The 26,170-nt window shown below is 69.2% G+C and carries 23 protein-coding genes; 8 read left to right on the plus strand and 15 right to left on the minus strand.

The window, feature by feature from the left end; translation table 11 throughout:
- Window positions 1-83: 83 nt before the first annotated feature.
- Together sucD and sucC are read right to left on the minus strand one after the other, a co-directional pair.
- Window positions 84-986 carry a succinate--CoA ligase subunit alpha gene (gene sucD, locus BLW44_RS14085; RefSeq protein ID WP_060928716.1) on the minus strand — a complete coding sequence of 301 codons (903 nt, stop codon included), beginning with the start codon at window positions 984-986 and terminating at the stop codon, window positions 84-86.
- Between the two features lie 27 nt (window positions 987-1,013).
- The gene (sucC, locus tag BLW44_RS14090) at window positions 1,014-2,180 is read right to left on the minus strand and encodes an ADP-forming succinate--CoA ligase subunit beta (RefSeq protein WP_060928717.1); all 1,167 of its coding nucleotides are present in this window, start codon (window positions 2,178-2,180) and stop codon (window positions 1,014-1,016) included.
- A 152-nt stretch (window positions 2,181-2,332) separates the two neighbouring features.
- On the opposite strand from sucC, the gene BLW44_RS14095 reads away from it, so the two are divergent.
- Window positions 2,333-2,995, plus strand: a complete 663-nt coding sequence (locus BLW44_RS14095; protein ID WP_060928718.1) for a TetR/AcrR family transcriptional regulator — start codon at window positions 2,333-2,335, stop codon at window positions 2,993-2,995.
- 78 nt (window positions 2,996-3,073) lie between these two features.
- Window positions 3,074-4,309, plus strand: coding sequence for an acyl-CoA dehydrogenase family protein (locus BLW44_RS14100; protein ID WP_060928719.1), 1,236 nt, complete (start codon window positions 3,074-3,076; stop codon window positions 4,307-4,309).
- Between the two features lie 204 nt (window positions 4,310-4,513).
- Here the strand turns inward: BLW44_RS14100 and BLW44_RS14105 are convergent, their stop codons facing one another.
- Window positions 4,514-4,999 (minus strand): hypothetical protein, encoded by a 486-nt coding sequence (locus tag BLW44_RS14105; RefSeq protein WP_060928720.1) that lies wholly within the window; start codon window positions 4,997-4,999, stop codon window positions 4,514-4,516.
- Window positions 5,000-5,040: 41 nt separating this feature from the next.
- On the opposite strand from BLW44_RS14105, the gene BLW44_RS14110 reads away from it, so the two are divergent.
- Window positions 5,041-6,492 carry a phytoene desaturase family protein gene (locus BLW44_RS14110; protein WP_074731848.1) on the plus strand — a complete coding sequence of 484 codons (1,452 nt, stop codon included), beginning with the start codon at window positions 5,041-5,043 and terminating at the stop codon, window positions 6,490-6,492.
- Window positions 6,493-6,587: 95 nt separating this feature from the next.
- Entirely contained in the window at window positions 6,588-7,631 is a 1,044-nt protein-coding gene (locus tag BLW44_RS14115; RefSeq protein WP_060927014.1) for an ATP-dependent DNA ligase, read from the plus strand.
- A gap of 3 nt (window positions 7,632-7,634) precedes the next feature.
- Here the strand turns inward: BLW44_RS14115 and ligD are convergent, their stop codons facing one another.
- From ligD to BLW44_RS14145, 6 genes are all read right to left on the minus strand, one after another.
- On the minus strand, window positions 7,635-8,687 hold the full coding sequence (ligD, locus tag BLW44_RS14120; protein WP_060927015.1) for a non-homologous end-joining DNA ligase: 1,053 nt from the start codon (window positions 8,685-8,687) through the stop codon (window positions 7,635-7,637).
- Window positions 8,688-8,726: 39 nt separating this feature from the next.
- Window positions 8,727-9,887, minus strand: coding sequence for an SseB family protein (locus BLW44_RS14125; protein ID WP_060927016.1), 1,161 nt, complete (start codon window positions 9,885-9,887; stop codon window positions 8,727-8,729).
- A gap of 26 nt (window positions 9,888-9,913) precedes the next feature.
- A complete protein-coding gene (locus BLW44_RS14130) occupies window positions 9,914-12,367 on the minus strand; it encodes an ATP-dependent helicase (RefSeq protein WP_060927017.1) in 2,454 nt (817 codons plus the stop codon).
- Window positions 12,368-12,457: 90 nt separating this feature from the next.
- Window positions 12,458-15,532: a lamin tail domain-containing protein gene (locus BLW44_RS14135; protein WP_060927018.1), complete on the minus strand. Its 3,075-nt coding sequence runs from the start codon at window positions 15,530-15,532 to the stop codon at window positions 12,458-12,460.
- 145 nt (window positions 15,533-15,677) lie between these two features.
- Window positions 15,678-16,697, minus strand: a complete 1,020-nt coding sequence (locus BLW44_RS14140; RefSeq protein ID WP_060927019.1) for an ABC transporter permease — start codon at window positions 16,695-16,697, stop codon at window positions 15,678-15,680.
- Entirely contained in the window at window positions 16,694-17,731 is a 1,038-nt protein-coding gene (locus BLW44_RS14145) for an ABC transporter ATP-binding protein (RefSeq protein ID WP_060927020.1), read from the minus strand. The genes BLW44_RS14140 and BLW44_RS14145 overlap by 4 nt, the downstream gene beginning before the upstream one ends.
- 97 nt (window positions 17,732-17,828) lie before the next feature.
- Here BLW44_RS14145 and BLW44_RS14150 point away from each other — a divergent pair, with 97 nt between their 5' ends.
- Together BLW44_RS14150 and BLW44_RS14155 are read left to right on the plus strand one after the other, a co-directional pair.
- A complete protein-coding gene (locus BLW44_RS14150; protein ID WP_060927021.1) occupies window positions 17,829-18,224 on the plus strand; it encodes a YccF domain-containing protein in 396 nt (131 codons plus the stop codon).
- A 28-nt stretch (window positions 18,225-18,252) separates the two neighbouring features.
- Window positions 18,253-18,714, plus strand: a complete 462-nt coding sequence (locus BLW44_RS14155) for a hemerythrin domain-containing protein (RefSeq protein ID WP_245647405.1) — start codon at window positions 18,253-18,255, stop codon at window positions 18,712-18,714.
- A 25-nt stretch (window positions 18,715-18,739) separates the two neighbouring features.
- Here the strand turns inward: BLW44_RS14155 and BLW44_RS14160 are convergent, their stop codons facing one another.
- Window positions 18,740-19,726 carry a glycerophosphodiester phosphodiesterase family protein gene (locus tag BLW44_RS14160; protein ID WP_060927052.1) on the minus strand — a complete coding sequence of 329 codons (987 nt, stop codon included), beginning with the start codon at window positions 19,724-19,726 and terminating at the stop codon, window positions 18,740-18,742.
- A gap of 87 nt (window positions 19,727-19,813) precedes the next feature.
- Between BLW44_RS14160 and BLW44_RS14165 the strand changes: the two genes are divergently transcribed.
- A complete protein-coding gene (locus BLW44_RS14165; RefSeq protein ID WP_060927023.1) occupies window positions 19,814-20,740 on the plus strand; it encodes a Bax inhibitor-1/YccA family protein in 927 nt (308 codons plus the stop codon).
- A 160-nt stretch (window positions 20,741-20,900) separates the two neighbouring features.
- Window positions 20,901-21,173: a GlsB/YeaQ/YmgE family stress response membrane protein gene (locus BLW44_RS14170; protein WP_053098987.1), complete on the plus strand. Its 273-nt coding sequence runs from the start codon at window positions 20,901-20,903 to the stop codon at window positions 21,171-21,173.
- A gap of 79 nt (window positions 21,174-21,252) precedes the next feature.
- On the opposite strand, the gene BLW44_RS14175 is transcribed toward BLW44_RS14170, so the two are convergent.
- The 5 genes from BLW44_RS14175 to BLW44_RS14195 form a co-directional block, all read right to left on the minus strand.
- Entirely contained in the window at window positions 21,253-22,545 is a 1,293-nt protein-coding gene (locus BLW44_RS14175) for an RNA polymerase sigma factor (protein ID WP_060927024.1), read from the minus strand.
- Window position 22,546: 1 nt separating this feature from the next.
- On the minus strand, window positions 22,547-22,975 hold the full coding sequence (locus tag BLW44_RS14180) for a YciI family protein (protein WP_060927025.1): 429 nt from the start codon (window positions 22,973-22,975) through the stop codon (window positions 22,547-22,549).
- Between the two features lie 113 nt (window positions 22,976-23,088).
- Complete coding sequence (locus BLW44_RS14185; protein WP_060927053.1) at window positions 23,089-24,027, minus strand: L-lactate dehydrogenase; 939 nt, start codon at window positions 24,025-24,027, stop codon at window positions 23,089-23,091.
- 87 nt (window positions 24,028-24,114) lie between these two features.
- Window positions 24,115-25,701: a glutamine-hydrolyzing GMP synthase gene (gene guaA, locus BLW44_RS14190; protein WP_060927026.1), complete on the minus strand. Its 1,587-nt coding sequence runs from the start codon at window positions 25,699-25,701 to the stop codon at window positions 24,115-24,117.
- A complete protein-coding gene (locus BLW44_RS14195) occupies window positions 25,698-26,168 on the minus strand; it encodes a DUF3817 domain-containing protein (protein WP_060927027.1) in 471 nt (156 codons plus the stop codon). The genes guaA and BLW44_RS14195 overlap by 4 nt, the downstream gene beginning before the upstream one ends.
- Between the last annotated feature and the right edge of the window lie 2 nt (window positions 26,169-26,170).

Below are 26,170 nucleotides of genomic sequence, written 5' to 3' on the forward strand. Positions count from 1 at the left end.
ACGCCCGACGGGCGAGATGCACCCGGGCATGAAAGAAGGCCCCGGAGTGGAGTCCAGGGCCTTCTCTTCGATTGTAGCTCAGGTCAGAGCGACTCGACGATCTCGCGCATCAGAGCGGCGGTCTCGGACGGCGTCTTGCCGACCTTGACCCCGGCGGCCTCGAGGGCCTCTTTCTTCGCCTGAGCGGTGCCGGCCGAGCCCGACACGATGGCGCCGGCGTGGCCCATGGTCTTGCCCTCCGGTGCCGTGAATCCCGCGACGTAGCCGACGACGGGCTTGGTGACGTGCGCCTTGATGTAGTCGGCCGCCCGCTCCTCGGCGTCGCCGCCGATCTCGCCGATCATGACGATCGCCTTGGTCTCGGGGTCGGCCTCGAACGCGGCGAGCGCGTCGATGTGGGTCGTGCCGATGACCGGGTCGCCGCCGATGCCGATGGCGGTCGAGAAGCCCAGGTCGCGCAGCTCGAACATCATCTGGTACGTCAGGGTGCCCGACTTCGACACGAGGCCGATCGGTCCCTTGCCGGTGATGTTCGCCGGCGTGATGCCGACGAGCGCCTCACCGGGGGTGATGATGCCGGGGCAGTTCGGCCCGATGATGCGGGTCGTGTTGCCCTTGCTCTGCGCGTAGGCCCACGCCTCGGCCGAGTCGCCCACGGGGACGCCCTCGGTGATGACCACGAGCAGCGGGATCTCGGCGTCGATGGCCTCGATCATCGCGTCCTTCGTGAAGGCGCCGGGCACGAACGCGATCGACACGTCTGCGCCGGTCTCCTTCATGGCCTCGGCGACCGAGGCGAAGACGGGGAGCTCGACGGCGTTGCCGTCCTTGTCGGTGTGCGCGACCGTGGTGCCGGCCTTGCGGGCGTTCACTCCGCCGACGACCTGGGTGCCTGCCTTGAGCATGAGCGCCGTGTGCTTGGTGCCCTCGCCGCCGGTGATGCCCTGGACGATGACCTTGGAGTCCTTGTTGAGGTAGATCGACATTTCTCTAGTCCTTGTGTCTCTCTGCGATCAGGCGTTGGCGAGTTCGGCGGCCTTGTCGGCGCCCTCGTCCATGGTGCTGGCGAGCGTGACGAGCGGGTGCGCGTACTCGGCGAGGATCGCGCGACCCTCGTCGACGCGGTTGCCGTCGAGGCGCACGACGAGCGGCTTGGAGGCCGTGCTGCCGAGGGTCTCGAGGGCGCCCTTGATGCCGTTGGCGACGGCGTCGCACGCCGTGATGCCGCCGAAGACGTTGACGAAGACGCTCTTGACCTGCGGGTCGCCCAGGATGACGTCGAGGCCGGCTGCCATGACCTCGGCCGAGGCTCCACCGCCGATGTCGAGGAAGTTCGCGGGCTTGACGCCGGCGTGCTTCTCCCCGGCGTAGGCGACGACGTCGAGGGTCGACATGACGAGTCCTGCACCGTTTCCGATGATGCCGACCTCGCCGTCGAGCTTGACGTAGTTCAGGCCGCTCTTCTTGGCCTTGGCCTCGAGCGGGTCTGCGGCGTCCTTGTCCTCGAGCGCCTCGTGCTCGGGGTGACGGATCTCCGAGGCGTTGTCGTCGAGGGTGACCTTGCCGTCGAGCGCGATGATGTCGCCCTCTTCGGTGCGCACCAGCGGGTTGACCTCGACGAGCGTCGCGTCCTCGCCCTTGTAGACCTCGAAGAGCTTGACGAAGACGTCGGCGACCTTCTCGACCAGGTCTTCGGGGAAGCGCGCTGCGCGAGCGATCTCGACGGCCTTGTCCTTGTCGATGCCCGTGAGCGGGTTGACCTCGACGCGGGCGAGAGCCTCGGGGCGCTCGACCGCGAGCTCCTCGATCTCCATGCCGCCCTCGACCGAGCAGAGGCTCAGGTACGAGCGGTTGGCGCGGTCCAGCAGCACGGAGAAGTAGAACTCCTCGGCGATGCGCGCACCCTGGGCGACCATGACGCGCTTGACGACGTGGCCCTTGATGTCGAGGCCGAGGATGGCCTTGGCGGCCTCGTACGCCTCGTCGGGAGTCTTCGCGACCTTGACGCCACCCGCCTTGCCGCGTCCACCGGTCTTGACCTGGGCCTTGACGACGACGACTCCGCCGATCTTCTCCGCGGCTGCCTTCACCTCCTCAGGGGTGTCGGCGACGATGCCGGCGAGGACCGGCACTCCGTACTTCTCGAAAACGTCTCGTGCCTGGTACTCGTACAGATCCACTGTGGTTCCTTCACTGGGCTGCTGTCTGGTAATTCTCTCGATGTCGAGACATCGACCAGTCCCCCAGCCTACTACCCCGATCTGGACGCACCTGAGCGTCGCGGAACGTCAGACACCGTGGCGCTCGGGCCGCGAGGTCCTAGGCTTTCGCTATGCGAGACTTCCCCGATTCGCGCGACGCCGTCGTCGCCGCCGCCCTCGAGCTCTTCCAGGCCCAGGGATTCGATCAGACCTCCGTCGAGCAGATCGCCAAGGCCGCAGGGGTCTCCCGGTCCACGTTCTTCCGTCAGTTCGGCGGCAAGGAGGACGTCGTCTTCGCCGATCACGAGCTGCTCCTCGACCGCCTCCGCGAGTTCCTCTCCGAGGGACACGAAGATCCGTGGGGCGCCGTGTGCGCGGCATCCGAGTCCGTGTTCGCGCATTTCGCGCACGACCCGGAGCTCGCCCGCCGTCGGTACCAGATCGTCCGTCAGGTGCCGGTGCTGCGCGAACGCGAGATCATCACGGTGTTCCGGTACGAGCGGCTGTTCGACGAGTACCTGCGCAGCGCGCTGCCCGGGGTGGATCCGCTGGATGCCGTCGGCTTCGCGGCGCTCGTGACGGCGGTGCACAACCACGTGCTGCGCCAGTTGCTCCGCGGACGCAAGAAGGTGCCGCTGTCGACGCTGCAGTCGGCACTGAACGATGTGCGCCGGCGCTACGGTGTGCCGGCGGATGCTGCGACCGACGAGCCGGACGACGTGGTGGTCGCGGTGTTCCCCCGGTCGATGCCGATCGCCGAGGTGACGAGAAGACTGCGCTCCCAGCTCGACTGAGCCGCGCCGTCCGCGAGCGGCGGGGTCGTGGAACCGAGTTTCAACGCGTACGATACTTGGTGCCACGAAGGAGTCACCATGAGCACCGCAGCCTCCCCCTTCCCCGGCGAGCGCGTCTCGTCGTACGACATCACCGGACGCCAGGACAGCGACTACTACGCCGTCTTCGCCGACATCCCCGAGGCCGACCGCGCCGCCTGGGATCGAGCGAAGGCATACATCGACGAGGTCGGGGCGCAGATGGCCGACGCGTGGGACCGTGCCGAGTACCCGCTGGACGCCGCTCGCCGCATGGGCGAGATGGACCTCGTGGTCGACGGCATCGAGCATCCGTCCCTCACGCGCCTCTCCCCTCTCGCCGCGGGGCTGGTGAACATGGAGATCTCGCGAGGCGACGGGTCGCTCGGCACCGTGCTCGCCGTGCAGGGCGGCCTGGCGCTGCGCACCCTGGCCCTCTTCGGCTCGCCGGAGCAGCAGGAGAAGTGGCTCACGGCGCTCGCTGACGGCTCGGTCTTCGGGTCGTTCGCGCTGACCGAGCCCGATCACGGCTCGGACTCCGTGTCCCTGGAGACGGTGGCGCGCCGCGACGGCGACCACTGGGTGCTCCGCGGCACCAAGAAGTGGATCGGCAACGGCGCATCGGGCGGCATCACGTTCGTCTGGGCGCGCGTCGACGATGAGACGGCTCCGGAGCACGGTGCCGTCCGCTGCTTCCTCGTCGAGCAGGAGACCCCCGGCTACACCGGCACCCCGATCCGCGGCAAGGCATCGCTGCGCGCGATCCACCAGGCGCACATCGTGCTCGACGACGTCCGCGTGCCCCTCGATGCGGTCCTGCCGGGCACGCACAGTTTCAAGGACGCCTCGGTCGTGCTCTACGCCACGCGCTCGGGCGTCGCCTGGTCGGCACTCGGTCACGCGACCGCCTGCTACGAGGCGGCCCTGGCGTATTCGAAGCAGCGCATCCAGTTCGGCAAGCCGCTCGCGAAGTTCCAGATGGTGCAGGAGCGACTCACGCACATGCTCGAGGACCTCACCGCGATGCAGCTCTACTGCCGCCGCCTCGCCGACCTCGAGACCGCGGGCGAGCTGCGTCCGACGCAGGCCTCACTGGCGAAGTTCCACAACACCCGAGCGGCGCGGCGGGTGGCCTCCATCGCCCGCGACCTGCTCGGCGGCAACGGCATCCTGCTCGAGAACGGCGTGATGCAGCACATGGCCGACATCGAGGCGATCCACACCTACGAGGGCACCGAGAGCGTGCAGGCGCTGCTGCTCGGGCGTGACATCACCGGGATGAGCGCCTTCGCCTGACACGACTCTCGGCGACCGGTCACGACTGTCCCAGACCGGTCACGACTGTCCCAGACCGGTCACGACTGTCCCGGACCGGTCACGACTGTCCCAGACCGGTCACGACTGTCCCGAATCGCACACAATGCCACGGAGGGCACACCAGTCCGGCCCGTTCGTGTGCTGTGCGGGGAATCCTGTGCAGATCGGGACAGCAGGCAGAGCTCAGTCGCAGCCGCAGCCGCCGGACGGCGTCTTCAGCATGAAGCAGACGTCGCACACGCCATAGTCCCGCTCGACCGGCTTCGGCGTACGTGCGACCTTCGGCGCCGCGGCGACACGGGGTGTCGTCGAGCGCTTCGCCTTCACCGGCGCGATCGGACGGAACTCGCTCGGATGCGTCACGTAGAAGTACGGAGCGCGTCCTTCGCTGGGCTGCAGGCGCAGAGGCGTGGAGCCGATCACGACCGCCTCGTCCTCCGTGAAGCCGTTCGTGTAGGTCTTGCCGATGTGCAGCGGAGCACCGGCGCCGCGGCGGATCGCCTCGATGTAGCGGCCGCGGTCGATGTACGAGGAGATGCCGACGGCATCCGTGATCGCCGTGATGAACTCGTGGTTCTCGACGGCGATGCGGTGCGCGCGGAGCGCCTCGGTGAGGGTGCGGTAGGGACGGGAGGTTCCGGTGGGGGTAGGGCCCTGGACTTCATTCATCTCTTCAAGGATCTCACGCCCGGACGTGGAAGACTGGCCGTATGGCTCGCGCGACGATCATCGGCTCAGGACCGAACGGCCTCGCGGCGGCGGTGGCACTGGCCCGCTCCGGGTACGAGGTGCGCGTCCTGGAGGCATCCGACACGATCGGCGGCGGCGTCCGCACCGCCGAGAACACCCTCCCCGGGTTCCTCCACGACATCTGCGCCGCCGTGCATCCGGCCGCGCTCTCGTCGCCGTTCTTCCAGGCTTTCGGGCTCGCGGAGCGGATCGAGTGGATCCTCCCCGAGATCTCCTACGCCCACCCGCTCGACGGCGGACGCGCAGGGATCGCCTGGCGCGACATCGAGCGCACCGCCGCGGGACTCGGTGTCGACGAACGCGCCTGGCTCGCACTGCTCCGCCCGCTCAGCAGCCACGTCGAGGGCGTCGTCGACTTCACCGGCAACCAGATGCTCCGGATCCCGCGCGACCCGCTCACGGCGCTCCGCTTCGCACTGCGGATGCTGGATCAGGGCACACCGCTCGCCCGCCGCTCGCTGCGCACCGACGAGGCCGCCGGCCTGATGTCGGGGGTGCTCGCGCACGCGAACACCCCGATGCCCTCGCTCGCCGGTGCGGCCGCCGGGCTGCTGCTCGCGGCCCAGGCCCACGCGGGCGGCTGGATGTACCCGCGCGGCGGAGCGCAGCGCATCGCCGACAGCATGGTCGCGGACATCGAGGCGCACGGCGGGACCGTCGAATCCGGCGCGCACGTCACGGACCTCGGCACACTGGACTGGGGCGACCCCGCCCGTGGCGACCTGCTGCTGCTGAACACCTCACCCCGCCTCACGCTCACCCACCCCGACATCCCCGCCGGATACGCGAGGGCGATCAGCGGATACCGCTACGGCCCCGCCGCCGCGAAGGTCGACTTCGCCCTCGACGGGCCGATCCCCTGGGCGAACGCCGACGTGGCACAGGCGCCCACCGTGCACGTCGGGGGCTCGGCCGCCGAGGTCTGGGAGAGCGAGAACGCCGTGGCCAGGGGACGGATCAGCGACCGACCGTACGTCCTGACCGTGCAGCCGTCGGTCTTCGACCCCACCAGGGCTCCGGAGGGCAAGGCGGTCCTCTGGACGTACATCCACGTGCCGCAGAACTCCGACCTCGACGCCACCGAGCTGATCACCCGCCAGGTCGAGAGGTTCGCGCCGGGCTTCCGCGACCTGATCCTCGCGCACCACTCGGTGCCCGCCTCACATCGCGAGGCGATCAACCCGTCCGAGATCGGCGGCGACATCCTGGGCGGCGCCTTCACGATCCCGCAGGCGCTGCGTCGGCCCGTGCTCGGCACCGCCCCGTGGCGCACCCCGATGCGCGGCGTCTACCTCGCCTCCGCCTCGACGCCTCCCGGTCCCGGCGTCAACGGCATGGCCGGTTGGCACGCCGCGCGCACCGCCCTGAAGGATGCCGGAAGACCCGCCTCCCTCGGCGATCTCTTCGGCTGACTGCTTCCCCGCACGCAGTTCAGCCTGCGCCGCTGCAGACGGATGCGGCCGAACTGGCCCTTCTGCGTCGGCCGAACCCCGGCCAGGATGGATCCATGCGCTACGAGATCCCCGCCCCGATGCTGGCGAAGGCGGCAGCATCCGTCCCCGACCCCGCGAAGACCGCCGGCGGACTCCTCTTCGAGCCGAAGTGGGACGGCTTCCGCGGTCTGATCGCCTGGGACGGGGAGGACGTCGAGATCGGCTCCCGCGGCGCGAAGCCCCTCACCCGCTACTTCCCCGAGCTGGTCGAAGCGATCCCGCGGCTGCTCCCCGGCCCCTGCCTCCTCGACGGCGAGATCGTCGTCGCCACCGGGCCGGACGGCGCGCAGCGACTGGACTGGGAGGCGCTCAGCCAGCGCATCCATCCCGCCGCGTCCCGGGTGAACAGGCTCGCCGTCGAGACGCCCGCGATGTTCATCGCCTTCGATCTGCTCGCCCTCGGCGACGAGGACCTGCAGGACACGCCGTTCGCCGAGCGGCGCGCCAGGCTCGAGACGCTGATGTCCTCGGTCGAGCATCCGCTGCACATCACCCGCACCACCCGCGATCGCGACGCCGCCGTGCGCTGGCTCGCCGAATTCGAGGGCGCGGGGCTCGACGGCGTGGTCGCGAAGCCCCTCGATCAGCCCTACGCGCCGGGCAAGCGCACGCTGGTGAAGATCAAGCACGCCCGCACCGCCGATGTCGTCGCGCTGGGATATCGCGTGCACAAGTCGGGCTCCGGCGTGGGCTCGTTGCTGGTCGGGCTGTACGACGCGGACGGCACTCTGCGCCAGGTCGGCGGCGTCGCCGCGTGGAGCGACGTGCGTCGCCGGCAGCTCGTCGAGGAGCTGGAGCCGCTGGTCGAACGCGACGACGCGGGCGACGCCGTCACGGGCGAAGGCGAACGCTCGCGGTTCAGCGGATCGAAGGACGTGTCGTTCGTGCGGCTGCGCCCCGAGCTCGTGCTCGAAGTCCGCTACGACCAGCTCGAAGGCGCCCGCTTTCGGCACACCGTGCAGTTCGAGCGCTGGCGCCCGGACCGGGACGCCCGCTCCTGCACCTACGACCAGCTCGACACGGTCGCCGGGTACGACCTCGCCGACGTGATCGGCTGAGCGTCAGTCCTCGACCGGATCGCCGTTCTCGTCCCAGTTCGCGGCCACCTTCTTGCTCGGCTGCACGCGCGGCGGCTCGCCGGGCATCTTGGGGAACTCCGGCGGGAACGACAGCTCTCCGAGTCCGTCCGCCACATCGCGCTCCCACCATTCCAGGAGCGTGTCGATGCGGCCGCGCTTCTCCTGCGCCCCCGCCCACGGATCTCCGATCTCCTCCAGACGCTGGGGGACGCTGCGCACCGTGAAGGCCGCGGGGTCGAGTCCGTCGAGCTCGTCCCAGTGCACCGGCGTCGAGACCGTGGCGCCGGGGAGTGCCCGCGGGCTGTACGCGCCCGCCATGGTGCGATCGCGATTCGCCTGGTTGAAGTCGATGAAGATCCGCTCCCCCCGCTCCTCCTTCCACCAGTTCATCGTGACCTGCTCCGGCATCCGTCGTTCCAGTTCCCGCCCGGCGGCGATCACGGCGTGACGGACGTCGAGGAACTCATGGGTCGGCTCGATGGGAGCGAACACGTGGAGTCCGCGGTTGCCGCTGGTCTTCACGAACGCGTCGAGCCCGACCTCCTTCAGCACCTCTCGAAGCGCGTGGGCGGCCGGTACGGCATCCGCGAACCCGGTGCCGGGCTGCGGGTCGAGATCGATGCGCAGCTCGACGGGGTTGTCGGAATCGGTGGCGAGCGACGCCCACGGGTGGAAGACGATCGTGTTCATCTGCGCGGCCCAGACGATGGCGCTCGGGCGGTTGAGCACGATCTGCGGATGCCGTCGCCCGCTGTTGTACGTGACGGTCACGGCGTCGACGTACTCGGGTGTGCCCTTGGGCGGGTTCTTGGAGAAGAAGCCCTCGCTGCCCACGCCGTCACGGAACCGTTCGAGGGACACGGGTCGGTTGCCGTTCGCCTCGAGGAACGGCACGCTGACCTGCTGGAAGTACTCCGCGAGCTCGGCCTTCGTGATGCCGTCCTTCGGCCAGACGACGCGATTCGGACTGGAGAGGGCGACCTCGCGCTCCCCGTCAGGATCGATGACGGTCAGGGTCACGCGTTCTGAGGCCATGCTCCGACCCTAGGGTCAGCGTGCGACGGACGGAACCCCTCAGTCGCCGATGTCGACGGCCATGATCAGGACCGACGTGAGGGCGTCGCGCTCGACGAGCATGCTGGGCCCTGCCGGGTCGATGATGACCCCCGCCATCTCGATGTGGCTGGACAGCAGATTCGCGAGCTGCTGCGGCTCGAACGGCAGCGGGCGGTCTCCCCGGCCCAGCGCGAGCACCTCGAGGGGGTGCGAGAACAGCTGCAGGAACCGCTTGCCGTCGGGCGTCTGCGCTTCGGCGATGCCCACCTGCCCGCTGCTGTTGCCCTCGTTCACGGCGACCCACATGCGCTTCACGGCGAGCGCATCGCCGAGCTTGGACGCGGTGTCCTGCTCGCGCGGAGCCGCGAGGATCGACTTCACCGTCATGTCGACGTCGGCCTGGTCGAGCGCCTTCTGCAGCAGTTCGGTGGGGAACACGACGCGATGCGGCGCGGAGGCGTTGTCGACGATGAGCCCGGCGAAGTCTCCGGACACGACCTGCTGGAGCACCGAGGTGACCGGCTGGGCGACGGCCGAGGTCGCGGACGGATCCTTCTCGAGCTGCACCGAGTCGCGCACGGCCGCGGCCGAGCTGAACGCGAGCATGAACTGGCGCTCGCCGTCACGCACCACGGCGACGGCCAGCGGCTTGCCCTCGCTGATCTGCGCACGGGCGTCGCCGTTCACGCGGATGTACAGGTGCCCCTGCAGCGCTTGACGCAGCACGCCGAGGAGCTGCTCGTTCGTCGCGCCCTTCTCGACCTCCTTGAGCGATTCGCGGAGCAGGACGTTGTCCTTCATGCCGGGGACGGTCTCGGTCTGCTCGGGCGGCTGGACGGGAGCGAGCGGCAGGCGGCGCTCGGGCTCGGGTGCAGGCGTCGCGACAGGCGCAGGCGCGGCAGCGGGTGCCGACATCGGCACGGAGGCGGATCCGGACGATGCTGCCGCATCAGCCGCGGGAAGCGTCACCTCAGGGCCCGCCTGAGCACCCACGCCTCGGAAGGCCTGGACCGAGATGCCGATGCTCGGTGCCGCTTCGGGGGTCTCGTCCGGCGTCGCCTGCGCATCGGATGCGTCGGCCGCCGAGACATCCTCTGACTCGGTGGTCTCGACTTCAGTCTCGGTCTGGTCGGCGACGACGTCGTCGGCGGACTTCTTGCGGCGTGAGAACAGGGCCATATCAGCCAGCCTAACCCGCGGAACCGCTAGATCTTCTCGATCGGCGCGACCTTGATGAGGAGCTTCTTCTGCCCGGCCGAATCGAAGCGGACATGCGCGATGCGCTTCGCCCCCTCGCCGGTCACGGCATCGACGCGCCCCTCGCCGAAGTCGGAGTGACGGATGCGGTCGCCCGCCGCCAGCTCGAGATCGCCGTTGTCGCGCATCTTGGCCGTGACACGGTTGGGGAACTTGTCCATCGCGGTCGACAGCGGCTTGAGCGAGTCCCTGCCGGGGAGCTGCTTGACGGCGAAACGATCACCGGAGCCGGATCCGCCGAACCCGCCGGCGCGACGCGCGTTGAGCGCGCGCGACTGCGACCCGCCCCGGGAGTTCACGTCTCCCGGCGACTGGCGCCAGTCGATGAGTCCCGCCGGGATCTCCTGCAGGAACCGGCTGGGCATGGCGACCGACACTTCACCGAACTGAGCCCTGGTCATCGCGAGCGAGAGGTGCAGGCGCTTGCGCGCGCGGGTGATGCCGACGTAGAAGAGCCGACGCTCCTCCTGGGGCCCGCCAGGCTCGCCCGCGGAGATCCGGTGCGGGATCAGGTCCTCTTCGACACCCGTGACGAACACGGCGTCGTACTCGAGACCCTTGGCCGTGTGCATCGTCATGAGCGACACCGATCCGGACTCGTCGTCGAGGTCGTCGGCGTCGGAGACGAGCGCGACCTCGGTGAGGAAGTCGACGATGGTGCCTTCGGGGTTGTTGCGCGCGAAGTCGCGCGCGACCGCGACGAACTCGTCGAGGTTCTCGACGCGGGCCTCGTCCTGCGGGTCGCGGCTGGCGCGCAGCGCGTCGAGGTAGCCGCTCTTGGAGAGCAGCACACTCAGCCCGTCGGCCACGGTCGTCGGCGCCGGCACTTCACCGGACGCCGGAAGCATGATCTCGGTCGCCTCGGCGAGCACTGCGTCGAGCTGGGCGATCCCGGCCTGGATCTTCGGGCCGAAGCCCAGCTGATCGGGAACCGAGAGGGCCTGGCGGAAAGTGATCCCGTGGTCCTCGGCGAACCGTGCGATCGCCGTCTCGCTGACGTCGCCGATGCCACGTCTCGGCTTGTTCAGGATGCGGCGCACCGCCATCTCGTCTGCGGGGTTCGCGACGGCGACGAGGTACGCCAGGGCGTCCTTGATCTCGGCGCGCTCGTAGAACTTCGTGCCGCCCATGATCTTGTAGGGCACGGCGGAGCGGATGAAGATCTCCTCCAACGCGCGGGACTGCGAGTTGGTGCGGTAGAACACCGCCATCTCGGAGTACGGCATCCCGGCGCGGTGCAGCGCCTCAACCTCGTCGGCGACGAACTGGGCCTCATCGTGCTGCGAGTACCCCGTGAAGCCGACGATCATGTCGCCGTCGCCCTTGTCGCTCCAGAGCTTCTTGTCCTTGCGGTCGAAGTTGTTGCCGATCACGGCGTTGGCCGCGGACAGGATATTCTGCGTCGACCGGTAGTTCTGCTCGAGCAGGACGACCCGAGCACCGGGGAAGTCGCGCTCGAACTCGCTGATGTTGCGGATGTCGGCACCGCGGAAGGCGTAGATCGACTGGTCGGAGTCGCCGACCACCGTGAGCGATGCACCCTCCAGCTCCGGCGAAGTCTCCGGTTCGAAGATCATCATGCCGTTGGAGGCATACGGATCGGCGGACTCGCCCGACACCGGCCGGGTGAGCTCGTGGATCAGCGCGTACTGGGCGTGGTTGGTGTCCTGGTACTCGTCGACGAGGATGTGCCGGAACCGACGGCGGTACGTGTCGGCGACCTGCGGGAACGCCCGGAACAGGTAGACCGTCTGACCGATGAGGTCGTCGAAGTCGAAGGCGTTGGCCTTCTGCAGCTGCCGCTGGTAGTCGGTGAAGAGCTCGACGAAGATCCGCTCGGCCGGGTCCGACATGTTGGCCTGGCGCGCGTAGGCCTCGGCATCCGAGAGCTCGTTCTTGAGCTTCGAGATGCGCGACTGGACGGATGCCGGGGTCAGACCGTACGCGTCGGCCTCGTGCTCCTTGACGAGCCGCTTGATCAGGGCCCGCGAGTCGCCGGAGTCGTAGATCGTGAACGACTTCGTGAAGCCGAACTGCTGTGCCTCCCGGCGCAGGATCCGCACGCAGGCGGAGTGGAACGTCGAGATCCACATGCCGCGCGCCGCGTCGCCGATGATCGCCTCGACGCGCTCGCGCATCTCGCCGGCGGCCTTGTTGGTGAAGGTGATCGCGAGGATCTGGCTGGGCCATGCCTCGCGGCTGCGGAGCAGTGACGCGATGCGTCGGGTGAGCACGCTGGTCTTGCCCGAGCCCGCACCCGCGACGATGAGCAGCGCGGGGCCGCGATAGGTCACGGCCTCGAGCTGCTGAGGGTTGAGGCCGGCGAGGAGATCGTCGTGCCCCTCCGCCCCTGTGGAGCGTGGGCCGACGGATCCGGGGACGATGAGGGGGGCTTCGGTCATGGCCTTATGAGTCTAGGCCGAGCCACCGACACGGGGGCACGGGAGGGCAGGCGGGGAGGCCGGAGCACGGCCTCCCCGCCCTCGTGACTCCTAGGCCGCGCGGCTGCGTCGGCGGACCGCGAGCGCGCCGCCCAGCATCAGCAGCAGCGCCAGCGCGATCGCGGCAGAGGGGATCTCCGCACCTGTCGCGGCGAGCCCCCCGCCGCTCTGCGTGACGCGGATGTCGGCCCAGCCGATCAGCTCACCGGCTGCGGAGTACACCGCGATACGGTGGGCGCCGAGCGGAGCATCCGTCGGGATCGTGACCGTGAGCGCTCCGTCGGCGGAGGCCGCACCCGTCGCCAGGCGCACCGGCTCGGAGTACATCCACACCGACACACGCTCGGAGGCGTGCGCTGCGCCCGCCGTCACCGTCACGGTCTGCCCCCGTGAGGCGACCGCCGGGTCGACCGTCACCCCGTTGCGGTTGTCGTCGGTGAGCGCCGAGCCGGGCAGCGGCGGCTTCTCGCCGCCGGGGTTGCCCGGATTGCCGGGGTTCTCCCCCGCCGTGCCGGGAAGGGTGCCCACCCTGAGAGCTTCCGAGGCGAATCCGTCGGCGAACCACCAGACCGGACGCTGCCCGTCGGCGGAGAGCGACGCCGGAGCCGTGGCGAATCCCTCGTTGTTGATGTCGGGCATGCCGGTGGGCCGCGCGAAGTGCGCGATCCCCGGCTGCGCCGAGCCGTTGAGCGTGATCTGCGCCGAGCGGCCCTGGCAGCCGTCGTCGCAGACCGCCCAGAGCACGTCGAGGACGCTGTCGTAGTCGAGAGCCATCACTCCGGGAAGCCCTGGCGCGATCTCGGAGACGAGCGTGGCCCCGCCGTCGGCGGCGAGCGCGAAGGCGTACACGTGACCGTTGTCCTCGACCGCGACGAAGAACAGCCCGCCACCGTGGCCGGCGTGGGTCGTCGAGTCGTACGCGGCGCCGGTCGTGATGTCGAAGAGCTTCCCGTCGAGGGCCGAGTCCGGCACCCACTGCACCGCCTCCATGCCGAGGTTCGCACCGACGGCCGGCAGCAGCGAGGTGAGGTCCCACTCCTGCTGGGCGACGAGGTCGCCGGCGGATGTCTCGGGATCGACCTTCAGCACAGTGTTGAGGTTCACGCCCTTGGCACTGTTGTCGCGCTCCGAGGCGACGTACACGGCGCCTTCGTCGTCGACGGTGATGCCCTCGGTGTCGGGGCCGGCCGCACCGGGGTTCGCTGCATCCTTCTGGAATCGCACCCGCTTACCCGAATCCCAGCCCGGGATCTGCGAGAAGGAGCCGTCGGCATGCGCCTTCAGCTTCCAGATCCGCCCCTCGCCGTTGTCGACGGCCCACAGGAATGCACCGTCCTTCGTCTCCTGTACGTCCAGACCCGAGCTGTCCTCGAGGAACGTCGGAGCCGAGTCGAGCACCCTGACCTCCGCCGACCCCGTCCAGGCCGAGACCGCGATCTCTCCGGAACAGACGTTCGCCTCTCCCTTGGTGCTGCGGGCCGTGACGCCGAAGGCGCCGGTCGTGTCGGGGCAGCGTCCCCAGGTCGTCGCGGCGTGGCCCGCGCCCCACGAGGCGGAGTCCACGAGCAGATCGCCGTCGAACAGCCGCACCGTGTCGCCGTCGCCGAGGCCGAAGCCCAGAGCGGCGCGCTCGATCACGAGGTGGCCCCCCGCGGCGATCGTCGTGCCGGCAGGGATCGGATAGGCATGCGCATCGTCGTCGTCCTTGACGACGACGCCGGACACGTCGAGCGTCGAGGCCGTCGGGTTGACGAGCTCGATCCAGTCGTCGGGCGATCCGCCGTCCGACTCGACCTCGTTGATCCGCACCGGGTTCCCGCAGGCGTTGCGCAGCCCCTTGGTCGATACGGCGATGTCGACGAAGTCGCCGCTGCCGTCCGCGCAGCGAGCCAGGACACCGGCCGCGTGGGCGGTGTAGACGTGCTCGTCGACGACGTTCAGGTTCGCGTCGCGCAGCGTGACGGTGTCGCCGTTGCCCAGTCCGAACACGAAGTCCTTCGGCTGGTCGAAGACGAGGTACGCACCGGGTTCCAGCACTGCGCCGGCCGGCAGCGGGGTCGTCTCGGCCGCATGACCGACCGGATCGCCGTCCATGACGGTCCACCCGGCCACATCCACCGGCGTGCTTCCGGTGTTGACGACCTCGACCCAGTCGGTGGCGTCGCCGTTCGACTCGATCTCGTTGATCGCCACATCGGGCATCACGCAGGAGTTCGCCGCGCCCGGCGTCGAACGGGCGAGCACGAAGGATCCCCGACCGTCTGGGCAGCGGGCGAGCGTGGCCGCAGCGAAGTCGCCGTCGATCGCCGCGTGTCCGCTCCACGGGAGCGTGTCGTCGATCAGCTTTCCCGCAGCGTCGAAGAGTCGGATGCGGTCGGCGCTGCCGATGCCGATCGGATCGCGGAAGGCGGCTTCCGCACCGCCGACGATGCCGATGGTGCCCTCCTCGACCACGAGGAACTCTCCCGCGGCGATCCGGGTGCCGGGGCCGAACTGCCACCGGTGGTCGTCCGAATTGTCGCGGATCTCATACCCCGAGATGTCGAGGTCGGTGTCGCCCGCGTTGTAGAACTCGATCCAGTCGGCCGGCTGCGAGTCGACCTCGTTGATGACGATCGAGCCCGCATCGGGGACGTCGGACGGGAAGACGTTCGCCGCCGCCCTGGTGCTCTCGGCGGTCGCCGCCCATTCGACGGTGCCGTCGACGTCCTCGGCTCCCCAGGTGACCGCGGCATGCCCTGTCCAGGCGGTCTCGTCGACGAGCACTCCGCCCGCGTCGAACAGTCGCACCTGATCGTCCTTGCCCAGACCGAAGGAGAAGTCTCCGACGCCCGCGGCGACCTCATCGATCACGAGATACGCCCCTGGCTCGATGACGCTCCCCTGCGGGAACGTGTACGACTCGTCCTCGCCGTTGTCGCGGACGACGAAGCCGCTCAGATCGATCGCCGTGGCAGAGGTGTTGACGAACTCGATCCAGTCGCCCGGCACCTCTCCGCTGGATTCGACCTCGTTGATGCGGATGCCGGTCTCGGCTCCGGTGGCGGCGAGCGGTACGGCGAGCAGGGCGGCGGCGCTGAGTGCGCAGACCGTCGTGACCGCAGCCGCGGAATGCAGGCGGGACATGGGGCTCCTGGGGGAATCAGTCGGGTATCCCCCCACATCACCGATTCCGCATGGCCGACGCGCGACTCCCCGGTGCACGGCAGGTGAACGGACGGTTGCCGTTCAGCCGCGCGTACCTCGTCTCGCCGTTCAGGTCCTCTCGCGCTCAGGCGATGCGCGTGCCCGGCGGGAGCCGCTTCGCCGGCGTGCGGGTCCGCGACCAGGCACCCGCGAACAGCCCTCCGGCGAGCACGAGCTGCACGCCCAGACCGACGAACCAGCTGGGCACGGTGCCGGCGATGGTCTCCTCGGGCGTCGGGTAGACGTACGGGTCGTCGGAGCACTCGTCGAAGCGCTGGTCGAGCGGAGTCTGCTGAGCGCTGCGCACACCGAGCTTGATCTGACCGAACATGTCGACCGGGTATCCGTTCGGATCGAACTCGGTCGGCGTCGCATCCGCGAGCACCACGAAGGGGTTGGCGGCGAGCACCCACCACACGAGGTCGAAACGCGGGACCTCGGTCGTGTAGGAGTCCCAGGACTCGCAGTCCACGTTGCCGACGTCGTCGTAGGGGCGGTTGTACTGCGTGGTCTCGGTGCGCACGGCCATCCCGCCGAGCAGAAACGCGATGAGCGTGCCGATCACCAGACCGGCGATCACGAGGTACGTCGTCGCGACGGAGAACAGCGGACGGGCGATCAAGCCGCTGAGCCCCACGCCGATCGCCGCCACGATGATGATCTCGACGATGAGCACGAGGAGCGAGACGAGCAGCACGAGCGGGTTCGAGCCGCCGCCGAGCAGCGAGACGGCCAGGAACGGGATGGCCACGACGAGGAACGCGAAGCCGGTCGCGACGGCGGCGACGAGCTTGCCCACCATGATGTCGCCGGTCGACGCGGCGGTGACCTGCACGGCGGCGAGGGTCGCGGCGTCGCGGTCGCCGTTGATCGCGTTGCCGCTGAGCGTCGGCGACACGAGGACGACGAGCAGCAGCACCATGTTCACGACGATCGAGAACACCCCCGCTCCGACGAAGTCGCCCCACGAGTAGACGGCGAAGGAGAAGCCGGTGACGGCGAGCAGCACGAGTGCGAACACGCCGAGCAGGACATACCAGCCCACGCTGCGCAGGCGCTGGGTGAGTTCGAGGCGGGCGATGATCCCGATGCTGGTGATGCTCATGCTCCGGCCTCCTCGGGGTTCTTCGCCGTCGCGGCGGGCGGGGGCGGCGGTGCCGAGGGCGGTGCGCCCGGTGTCGTCGAGGAGCCGGGAGCGGCGGCGGCCTGAGGTGCCGCGGACGGGCGGTGCAGGTTCAGGAACGTGTGCTCCAGAGCGCTCTGCGCCGGAGCGAACTCGGAGATGCGCAGGCCCGCGGTGACGAGCGTGTGCAGTCCGGTGGCCGCGGCCTCGTCGTCCACGAATCCGACGAGCACTCCCCCGCGGTCGGCGCCGATCGACTCGACCGGGATGCCGAGGATCTGGGCGACCTGCCATGAATCGGCGGCCTGGCGGGCGGCGTCGGCGCCGAGCATCCGGATCCGCCAGGCGCGACCGGTGTTCTGCGCCTCGGCGCCGTCGGCCACGGAGCCGGCGACGAGGAACACCGCGTCGTCGATGACCTCTTCGAGCTCGGAGAGGATGTGACTGGAGATCAGCACCGTCCGCCCCTCCGCCGCCAGGCGCCGAAGCAGCACCCGCAACTGGATGCGGGCCTCCGGGTCGAGCCCGGATGCCGGCTCGTCGAGCAGGAGCACCTGCGGGTCGTGCACGAGGGCGCGCGCGAGTCCGAGCTTCTGCTTCTGTCCGCGCGAGAGCACCTTGGCCGGGGCGTCGGCGAGATCGGCGAGATCCACGAGGGCGAGCAGCTGGGCGGCACGGTCGGCAGCGGCGTCCGGCGCGATCCCGTACAGGCGTGCGGTCGTCGTGATCGTCTCCCTGGCGGTCAGCGACGGCCAGGCGCCGAGGGCATCCGGCATCCAGCCGAGCAGGCGCCGCGCGGCGAGCGGGTCTTCGGAGGGGTCGACCCCGCCGATGCGGATCGTTCCAGTGTCGGGCGCGAGGAGCGACGCGAGCATGAGGAGCAGCGTCGTCTTGCCCGCTCCGTTCGGCCCGACGAGCCCGGTGACCCTGCCCGGCTCGGCGCGCAGCGTCGCCGCACGCACCGCCTGGACGCTCCCGAACGATCTGCTGACACCCTCGACGACGATTCCGGTCATGCGGTCAGTCTGGCATCCGCCGCGCCCGATTCGACGGAGGCCCCGACCGCCTGCCGTGCACCGGCCAGCGTCCAGCTGCCGATGCGATGATCGGACGGTGCGCACCATCCTCAACATCATCTGGCTGATCTTCGCCGGTCTCGCCCTGTTCCTCGGCTACATGCTGGCGGGCATCCTGCTCTGCATCCCGATCGTGACGATCCCCTGGGCCATTGCCTCGTTCCGCATCGCCCGATACGCGATCTGGCCGTTCGGTCGCGAGATCGTCAGCAAGCCCACCTCGGGCGTGGGCTCGTTCCTGGGCAACGTGCTGTGGGTCGTCCTCGCCGGGTGGTGGCTGGCTCTCGGCCACATCGTCTCGGGTCTCGCGCTCTGCATCACGATCATCGGGATCCCCCTCGGGGTCGCCGACTTCAAGATGGTCCCCGTCTCGCTGATGCCGCTGGGCAAGGAGATCGTCTCGCGCCGCGGCGCTTTCGATCGCACTCTCTGACCCCTGATCCCGCCCTAGAATGCGGGAGATGGATGCCGACCGCCTGATCGCCTGGGACGAGGAGCTGCGCCGGGCTCACAGCCGGCTGCGGGCCGCTCTCGAGGCCACCCGCTCAGCGCTGGATGACGGAGCCGATGCCCCGGATGCCGCCTCCGACCTCGTGCTGTTCTGCATCGGCTTCTGCTCGGCGCTCGACGGGCATCACCTGAGCGAGGATCGGGCGCTGTTCCCCGCGCTGCGCGAGGAGCATCCCGAGCTCGGCGAAGTCATCGACAAGCTCATGCAGGATCACTCGATGCTCGCCCATCTGCTCGGTGCGCTGCGCATGGCGGCCGAGGGCGGCGAGAGTCGGGACGCCCTCGAACGGCACCTCGATGGCATCGGGGCGATCATGGAATCGCATTTCCGCTTCGAGGAGCGGCAGATCCTCGCCCCGCTGCGGGCGCTGCGTCTGGATCGCGCGGTGCCCGAGGTGCTCGGTCCGCTCTGACCGTCACCGAGACGGCGCGCCGCGGTCAGCTGCGGAAGAAGCCGACGCCCAGATCGGGGTGGTCGACGAAGACGCCGTCCACGCCCGTCCGGGCGATGACGCCCCACTCGGCCTCGTAGTCGCCGTAGGCGTTCTTGCCCCCGGAGCTGCGGTACTCCGCCGCTAGGAACGCGTTCTCGGGGCGACACGTCCAGGTGAAGACCTGCAGCCCCCTCTCGTGCGCATCCGGGACGATCGTGTTGCCGGGGTCGAGCAGCATCCGCTTGTTGACGCTGATGCCGTCGACCTGACCGACCAGCGCGTCGAGCCCCTGCGGGGTGACGGTCGCCTTGTAGGTGAGCGCCTGCTTGCCCTGCGCGACGAGCAGGTCGTACGGACGCCCCGACGCCTCGATCAGGTAGATGTACGACGCTGAGATGCCGCGCGAGCGCAGCTGCTTGAGGATCGTGGATTCGAAGCACTCGATGATCAGCGGCAGCTCGCCGTCGGCCCAGCCGGCAGCGCGCAGCTCGCGTTCGATCAGTGGGGCGAGATCGAGACCGATGCTCGCGAAATAGGTGGCGTGCTTGACCTCCAGCACGACCCCGATCTCGCGACCGTGCTCGACCGAGCCCTCGCGCACGATGTCGAGCACGTCAGTCAGACGCAGGATCGCCTGCGATCCGCTGAAGCTGGCGCTCGACAGGCGCACCTCCGGCAGACGCTCGCGGCTGCGCAGCGTGCTGAGCTCGTCCCACGTGAAGTCCTCGGTGAACCACCCGGTCAGCGCCTGGCCGTCGACGCGCTTGGTGGTCTTGCGGTCCGCGAACTCGGGATGGTCGGCGACGTCCGTGGTCCCCGAGATCTCGTTCTCGTGACGCACGACGAGCACGCCGTCCTTCGTCGCGACGACGTCGGGCTCGACCGCATCCACCCCCATCGCGAGCGCGAGCTCGTACGACGATCGACTGTGTTCCGGACGATAGCCGGGCGCACCACGGTGCCCGATCACGAGAGGCGATTTCCTGGGCACGCTCTCAGCGTAGAACACCCTGATGAACCGCCCATCCGGGTATCGTTGAGGAAAGCGACCTACAACCCACTTTGGAGTGAGGCCCACATGAGCAACTTCGCCTTCAACAACCCGGCGTTCCAGCAGCAGGATCCGCGCAACGTCGCGACCTACCCGGGTGCCCCGCAGGGCGCTCAGGGTGCGCAGGCCGCGTCGTTCCAGCACGGCACGATGGATGCCGCCGCCAACGCGCAGCTGGAGGGCATGTACGCCGCTCCGCCCGCCGGCGCGATCGAGACCGACCGCATGTCGGTCGAGGACACCGTCTGGAAGACCGCCGGTCTCTTCGCCATCCTGCTCGTCACCGCCGCCGTGGGCTGGTTCCTGACCCTGGGTGGCGTCGCCGCTCCGGAGCAGAACCCCTACGACCGGTTCGAGCCGAACCTCCTCCCGTGGATCGTCGGCGCGCTCGGCGGCTTCGTCCTCGCGATGGTCATCTCCTTCACCTCGCGCAAGAAGGTCCGCCCCGCGCTGATCTTCGCGTACGCCGCGTTCGAGGGACTCTTCATCGGCGGCATCTCGGCGTTCTTCGAGGCGATCTGGCCTGGCATCGTCATGCAGGCGACGCTCGCCACCGTGTCGGTCGTCGGCGTGACGCTGGCGCTCTTCGCGAGCGGCAAGATCCGTGCATCCAAGAAGGCCACCAAGATCTTCATGATCGCGATGGTCGGCTACCTGGTGTTCTCGCTGCTGAACCTGGTGCTCATGTGGACGGGCGTCCTGCCGCAGGGCCAGGCCTTCGGTCTCTACAGCGCCGAGATCATGGGCATCCCGCTCGGCCTGATCATCGGCGTCCTCGTCGTGATCATGGCCGCGTACTCGCTGGTGCTCGACTTCGACCAGATCCAGCAGGGCGTCCGCAACGGCGCTCCCCGCAAGTACGGCTGGCTCGGTGCCTTCGGCATCATGGTCACGGTCGTGTGGCTCTACGTCGAGATCCTTCGCATCATCGCGATCGTCCGCGGCAACAACTGACGCGTACTCGCCTCACGAGGCCTGTCTCCCCCCGGGGAGGCGGGCCTCTTGCCATATCCGGGCACCTCGGCGCAAGGGGTTGGCTGAGAACACGCTGAGAGGGCACAGTGGATCACACGAGCCCTGGCACCCCAGGGCTCACGAAACAAAGGAGCTGAACATGAGCTTTCTCGGATTCCTTCTTCTCGGCCTCATCGCCGGAGCCATCGCGAAGCTGATCCTTCCCGGCAAGCAGGGTGGCGGATGGTTCATCACCCTCCTGCTCGGCGTCGTCGGCGCCCTCCTCGGCGGGTGGCTCGGCAGCCTGATCCTGAACCGTCCTCTCACGGAGTTCTGGGACCTGGGCACGTGGCTCCTCGCCATCGGCGGCTCGATCATCGTGCTGCTGATCTACGGCCTGATCGTCAACCGCGGCAGCAAGGCCCGCAGCTGACCTCATAGCAACACAGGAAACCGCCCTCTTCCCCAGCGACGCTGGTGAAGAGGGCGGTTCTCTGTCTATGGCGGGATGCTCAGCGGTCGGCGGCCTTCGCCTCCAGCAGCGCGCGCTCCCGGTCGTTGCCCGCGAGAGCGGCTGCGGCCGCGAACTCGCTGCGGGCCTCCTCCTCCCGCCCGAGCCGCCGCAGCAGCTCCGCGCGGGTGGCCGGCAGCAGGTGATAGCCGGCCAGCGCACCGGAGGAGGCGAGCCGGTCGAGGATCTGCAGCGCGGATGCGGGGCCGGTCGCCATCGCGACAGCCGCGGCGCGATTGAGCTCGACGACGGGCGAGGGAGCGATGCGCCCGAGCGCCTCGTAGAGCACGACGATGCGATCCCAGTCGGTCTCCTCCACCGACGACGCGAGCGCGTGGCATTCGGCGATGGCCGCCTGCAGCCCGTAGGGACCGCGGCCGGATCCGAGGGTGTCGGCGGTGGCCAGTGCGGCGCGACCGCGAGCGATGCGCGCACGATCCCAGCGCCGCCGGTCCTGGTCCGCGAGCAGCACCGGTTCACCGTGAGCGTCGATCCGGGCGGGGAACCGCGCGGCCGTCAGCTCCATCAGCGCGAGCAGGCTGTGCGCGTCGCGCTCCCGCGGCATCAGCGCCACGAGGACCCGGGTCAGCCGGATGGCCTCGAGACCCAACTCGGGTCGCATCCAGTCGGGCCCGCTGCTCGCCGCGTGCCCTTCGTTGAAGATCAGGTACAGCACCCCGAGGATGCCGCCCAGACGCGACGCGTGCTCGTCCCTGCCCGGCATGTCGAAGGGCACGTGAGCGGCGGCGAGGGTCTTCTTCGCCCGCACGATGCGCTGCTGCACGGTCGCTGTGGGGACGAGGAATGCGCGAGCGATCTGCTCGCTCGACAGACCCGCCACGACCCTCAGCGTCAGCGCCACCTGCGCCTCGCGGGAGAGCACCGGGTGGCACGCGATGAAGATCAGCCGCAGCACGTCGTCGTCGACGGCGTCGGGATCCCACGGGGGCGCATCCGCCGCCTCGGCCTGCTCGCGCTCGAGGTCGTGTGCGAGCACGGCCATGCGGTCGTCGAGACGCTCCCGTCGCCGCCAACCGTCGATCGCCTTGCGCTTCGCGACCGCCGTGAGCCACGCTGCGCCGTTGCGGGGCACTCCCTCGACGGGCCACTGCTGCAGGGCATCCAGCAGCGCCTCTTGCGCGAGGTCCTCGGCGAGACCGAAGTCCCCCACCACGCGGGTCAGCGTCGCGACGATCTTCGCCGACTCGATGCGCCACACGGCTGCGACGGCGCGCTCCGCAACACCCGTGTCGGGTGCGGAACGCGCCGTCTCGCTGGAATGAGGGTCGGTCATCTCACTGCTGGGCGCGACGCGCCTCTTCCTCTTCGCGCCAGCCCTTCTCCTTCTCGATCCACTCATTGTCGGCCGGGAAGTCGGATTCGTCGCTCACCCGGCGCACCTCGAGGAACGAGCCCTTGCCGAGCGGCGCGCGGCTCGCCCACTCCGCCGCCTCTTCACGGCTCGACACCTCGAGGATCCAGAAGCCGTTGAACAGCTCCTTCGTCTCGCCGTAGGGGCCGTCGGTGATCAGCGGCTTCTCGGCGCTGAAGTCGACGACGAAGCCCTCGGCCGCATCGCTGAGACCCTCGCCCGCAGCCAGCACGCCGGCCTTGATCATCGACTCGTTGTACTTGCCCATGGCCTCGATGACCTGCTCGAAGGGCATCTCCTTGTACGCCTCGACGGCCTCGTCGTTCGAGCGCATGATCAGCATGTACTTCATGGCGTTCTCCTTGGTCCTGGGATCGTCTCTCGACCCTCTCATTGAAGACGTCGAACGAGGATGCCGCAGATCGACATCGTCGCTGAAGAATTCCGGAATCTTTTCGGACCCGCTCAGCCGAGCTCGTCGATCGCCGTCCGGATGGCGTCCGCGGAGGCGCGGAGCAGCCCCGCCTCGTGCGCGCTCATCGGCGTCTCCCCGAGCGGGACGGCACCCGCGGCACCGACCACCGAGGGCACCGAGAGGGCGACGCCATGGATCCCGTACTCGCCGTCGAGCACGGTGGCGACCGGGAGCACGGCGCGCTCGTCGCGCAGCACCGCCTCGGCGATGCGTGCACAGCTGACGCCGATCGCGAGGTTGGTCGCGCCCTTGCCGCGGATGACGGTGTACGCGGCATCCCGCACCTCGATCGCGATGCGGTCGAGCTCCTCCACCGTGAACGGCTGATCGGCCGGCCAATCGAGGATCGGCACGGACCCGATCGTGGCGTTCGACCAGAGCGGGAACTCGGTGTCCCCATGCTCTCCGACGATGTCGGCGTGCACACTGGCGGTGCTGACGTTCGCCCGGTGCGCGAGCCTCCACCTCAGGCGGGAGGTGTCGAGCACGGTGCCGGATCCGAACACCCGGTGCGGCGGCAGACCCGAGACGCGCTGAGCCACGACGGTCATGACGTCGGCGGGATTCGTGACGATGATGAAGACCGCGTCGGGTGCGCGCTCGACGAGCTGCGGCATGAGCCTCTCCAGCAGACGGGCGTTGACGCTCGAGAGCTCCATGCGCGTCTGCCCCGGCTGCTGCTTCGCCCCCGCCGTCACGACGATCACGTCGCTCCCCTCGACGACGGCGAGATCGGATCCGCCGCTCACGGCCGCCGAGGTGAACTGCGTGCCGTGCGCGAGATCGAGGACCTCGGCATCCACCTTGTCCGTGGCGATGTCGTAGAGCGCGACCTCGGCCGCGCTCCCCCGGATCAGGGCTGCGTACGCCACGCTCACCCCGACGCTTCCCGCACCGATCACCGTGATCTTCGTCCGCGCTCTGGTCATACGCTCATCCTGCCCGAAGATGCGCGAACGGGCACGGACCGAGATGGTCCGTGCCCGTTCGTCGTCATGCGGGTGCGAGCGGAGCATTCACTCCCACTCGATGGTCCCCGGCGGCTTCGAGGTCACGTCGAGCACGACGCGGTTGACGTCGCGGACGCCGTTGGTGATGCGGTTCGAGATCTTCGAGAGCACGTCGTAGGGCAGACGCGTCCAGTCGGCGGTCATGGCGTCTTCACTCGACACCGGACGCAGGACGATCGGATGCCCGTAGGTGCGGCCGTCGCCCTGCACACCCACCGAGCGGACGTCGGCGAGGAGCACCACCGGGCACTGCCAGATGTCCTGGTCGAGCCCTGCCTTGGTGAGCTCTTCGCGAGCGATGGCGTCGGCCTCACGGAGGATCTCGAGGCGGTCCTGCGTGACCTCGCCGATGATGCGGATGCCGAGACCGGGACCGGGGAACGGCTGGCGTCCGACGATCGCCTCGGGGATCCCGAGCTCGCGGCCGATCGCACGCACCTCGTCCTTGAACAGCGCGCGCAGCGGCTCGATGAGCTCGAAGTCGAGGTCATCGGGCAGTCCGCCCACGTTGTGGTGCGACTTGATGTTCGCGGTGCCCGCGCCGCCGCCGGACTCGACGACGTCGGGGTACAGCGTGCCCTGCACGAGGAACTTGACCGGGGCGCCGCCGGAGGCCTTCGCCTCGGCGACGAGGTCGAGCTGGACCTTCTCGAACGCGCGGATGAACTCGCGGCCGATGATCTTGCGCTTCTCCTCGGGGTCGGTGACGCCCTGGAGGTGGCCGAGGAAGACGTCTGCCGCGTCGACCGTGATGAGGCGCACGCCGGTGGACTCGACGTAGTCCTTCTCCACCTGCTCGCGCTCGCCCTTGCGGAGGAGGCCGTGGTCGACGAACACCGCGGTCAGCTGGTCGCCGATCGCCTTGTGCACGAGGGCCGTCGAGACCGCGGAGTCCACGCCGCCCGAGAGAGCGGAGATGACACGGGCGTCGCCGACCTGCTCGCGGATGCGCTCGACCTGCTCGGCGATCACGTTGTCGCTGTTCCAGTCCGAGGCGAGGCCTGCACCCTTGTGCAGGAAGTTCTCGAGGACCTGCTGGCCGTGGTCGGAGTGCTTGACCTCGGGGTGCCACTGCACGCCGTAGAAGCCGCGCTCCTCGTTCGCGAAGGCCGCGACCTTGGTGGCATCCGTCGTGGCGAGCACGTCGAAGCCCTCGGGTGCTTTGGCGACCTGGTCGCCGTGGCTCATCCAGACGTTCTGCGCCGCCGGCTGGCCGCCGAGCAGCGTGCCGCCGTCGCCGGAGATGACCGCATCCGTCGCGCCGTACTCACGGAGGCCGGTGTTGGCGACCTCGCCGCCCAGCGTCTGCGCCATGTACTGGAAGCCGTAGCAGATGCCGAGCGTGGGGACGCCGAGGTCGAAGACCGCAGGGTCGAGACGCGGAGCCCCCTCTTCGTAGACCGAGGACGGCCCACCGGAGAGGATGATCGCGACCGGGTTCTTCTCGGCGATCTCGGCTGCCGTGGCGGTGTGCGGCACGATCTCGCTGTAGACGCCGGCCTCTCGCACTCGACGGGCGATCAGCTGCGCGTACTGCGCGCCGAAGTCGACGACGAGCGCAGGGCGCTGCTGGGTCTCGGACTGTTCGGTCACCGGACACCTTCCGTGGCAGGGGCGGAGGCCTCGGCGGCCTCCCTCGAAGCGAGGTAGGCCTTGACGTCGCGGGCGACGATGGCCTCCATGAAGAACGACAGCAGCGGGATGACGCCGCCGAGCGCGAGCAGGATGAAGCGCAGGAACGGCCAGCGCATCAGGCTCCACATGCGGAAGCACGCGAAGAGGTACACGACGTAGAACCAGCCGTGCGCGACCAGGATCGAGAGCGAGATGTTGAGTCCGTCGCCGGTCGATTCCAGACCCTCAGGCCCCTCGACGACGGGCGCGAACCAGAGCAGGCCCCCGGAGCCTCCCGCGAAGAGCTCGAGTCGGATCGGCGTGTACTTCAGCACCATCTCGGCGACCAGGAGGAGCAGCATGACTCCGGTGATGATCGACGCGATCTGGTAGAACTTCAGCGCACCACGGATCGCCGGAAAGCTGGCGACTTTCGGTTCGGGCATGC

Origin of the sequence: Microbacterium hydrocarbonoxydans (assembly GCF_900105205.1) — a bacterium.
GTDB lineage: Bacteria > Actinomycetota > Actinomycetes > Actinomycetales > Microbacteriaceae > Microbacterium > Microbacterium hydrocarbonoxydans.

What these genes read in the sequence shown, in the direction of transcription:
- sucD (WP_060928716.1), bottom strand. Translation starts at nt 986, where the DNA reads ATGTCGATCTACCTCAACAAGGACTCCAAGGTCATCGTCCAGGGCATC.
- BLW44_RS14095 (WP_060928718.1), top strand. Translation starts at nt 2,333, where the DNA reads ATGCGAGACTTCCCCGATTCGCGCGACGCCGTCGTCGCCGCCGCCCTC.
- BLW44_RS14100 (WP_060928719.1), top strand. Translation starts at nt 3,074, where the DNA reads ATGAGCACCGCAGCCTCCCCCTTCCCCGGCGAGCGCGTCTCGTCGTAC.
- BLW44_RS14105 (WP_060928720.1), bottom strand. Translation starts at nt 4,999, where the DNA reads ATGAATGAAGTCCAGGGCCCTACCCCCACCGGAACCTCCCGTCCCTAC.
- BLW44_RS14110 (WP_074731848.1), top strand. Translation starts at nt 5,041, where the DNA reads ATGGCTCGCGCGACGATCATCGGCTCAGGACCGAACGGCCTCGCGGCG.
- BLW44_RS14115 (WP_060927014.1), top strand. Translation starts at nt 6,588, where the DNA reads ATGCGCTACGAGATCCCCGCCCCGATGCTGGCGAAGGCGGCAGCATCC.
- ligD (WP_060927015.1), bottom strand. Translation starts at nt 8,687, where the DNA reads ATGGCCTCAGAACGCGTGACCCTGACCGTCATCGATCCTGACGGGGAG.
- BLW44_RS14125 (WP_060927016.1), bottom strand. Translation starts at nt 9,887, where the DNA reads ATGGCCCTGTTCTCACGCCGCAAGAAGTCCGCCGACGACGTCGTCGCC.
- BLW44_RS14130 (WP_060927017.1), bottom strand. Translation starts at nt 12,367, where the DNA reads ATGACCGAAGCCCCCCTCATCGTCCCCGGATCCGTCGGCCCACGCTCC.
- BLW44_RS14135 (WP_060927018.1), bottom strand. Translation starts at nt 15,532, where the DNA reads ATGTCCCGCCTGCATTCCGCGGCTGCGGTCACGACGGTCTGCGCACTC.
- BLW44_RS14140 (WP_060927019.1), bottom strand. Translation starts at nt 16,697, where the DNA reads ATGAGCATCACCAGCATCGGGATCATCGCCCGCCTCGAACTCACCCAG.
- BLW44_RS14145 (WP_060927020.1), bottom strand. Translation starts at nt 17,731, where the DNA reads ATGACCGGAATCGTCGTCGAGGGTGTCAGCAGATCGTTCGGGAGCGTC.
- BLW44_RS14155 (WP_245647405.1), top strand. Translation starts at nt 18,253, where the DNA reads ATGGATGCCGACCGCCTGATCGCCTGGGACGAGGAGCTGCGCCGGGCT.
- BLW44_RS14165 (WP_060927023.1), top strand. Translation starts at nt 19,814, where the DNA reads ATGAGCAACTTCGCCTTCAACAACCCGGCGTTCCAGCAGCAGGATCCG.
- BLW44_RS14170 (WP_053098987.1), top strand. Translation starts at nt 20,901, where the DNA reads ATGAGCTTTCTCGGATTCCTTCTTCTCGGCCTCATCGCCGGAGCCATC.
- BLW44_RS14175 (WP_060927024.1), bottom strand. Translation starts at nt 22,545, where the DNA reads ATGACCGACCCTCATTCCAGCGAGACGGCGCGTTCCGCACCCGACACG.
- BLW44_RS14180 (WP_060927025.1), bottom strand. Translation starts at nt 22,975, where the DNA reads ATGAAGTACATGCTGATCATGCGCTCGAACGACGAGGCCGTCGAGGCG.
- BLW44_RS14185 (WP_060927053.1), bottom strand. Translation starts at nt 24,027, where the DNA reads ATGACCAGAGCGCGGACGAAGATCACGGTGATCGGTGCGGGAAGCGTC.
- BLW44_RS14195 (WP_060927027.1), bottom strand. Translation starts at nt 26,168, where the DNA reads ATGCCCGAACCGAAAGTCGCCAGCTTTCCGGCGATCCGTGGTGCGCTG.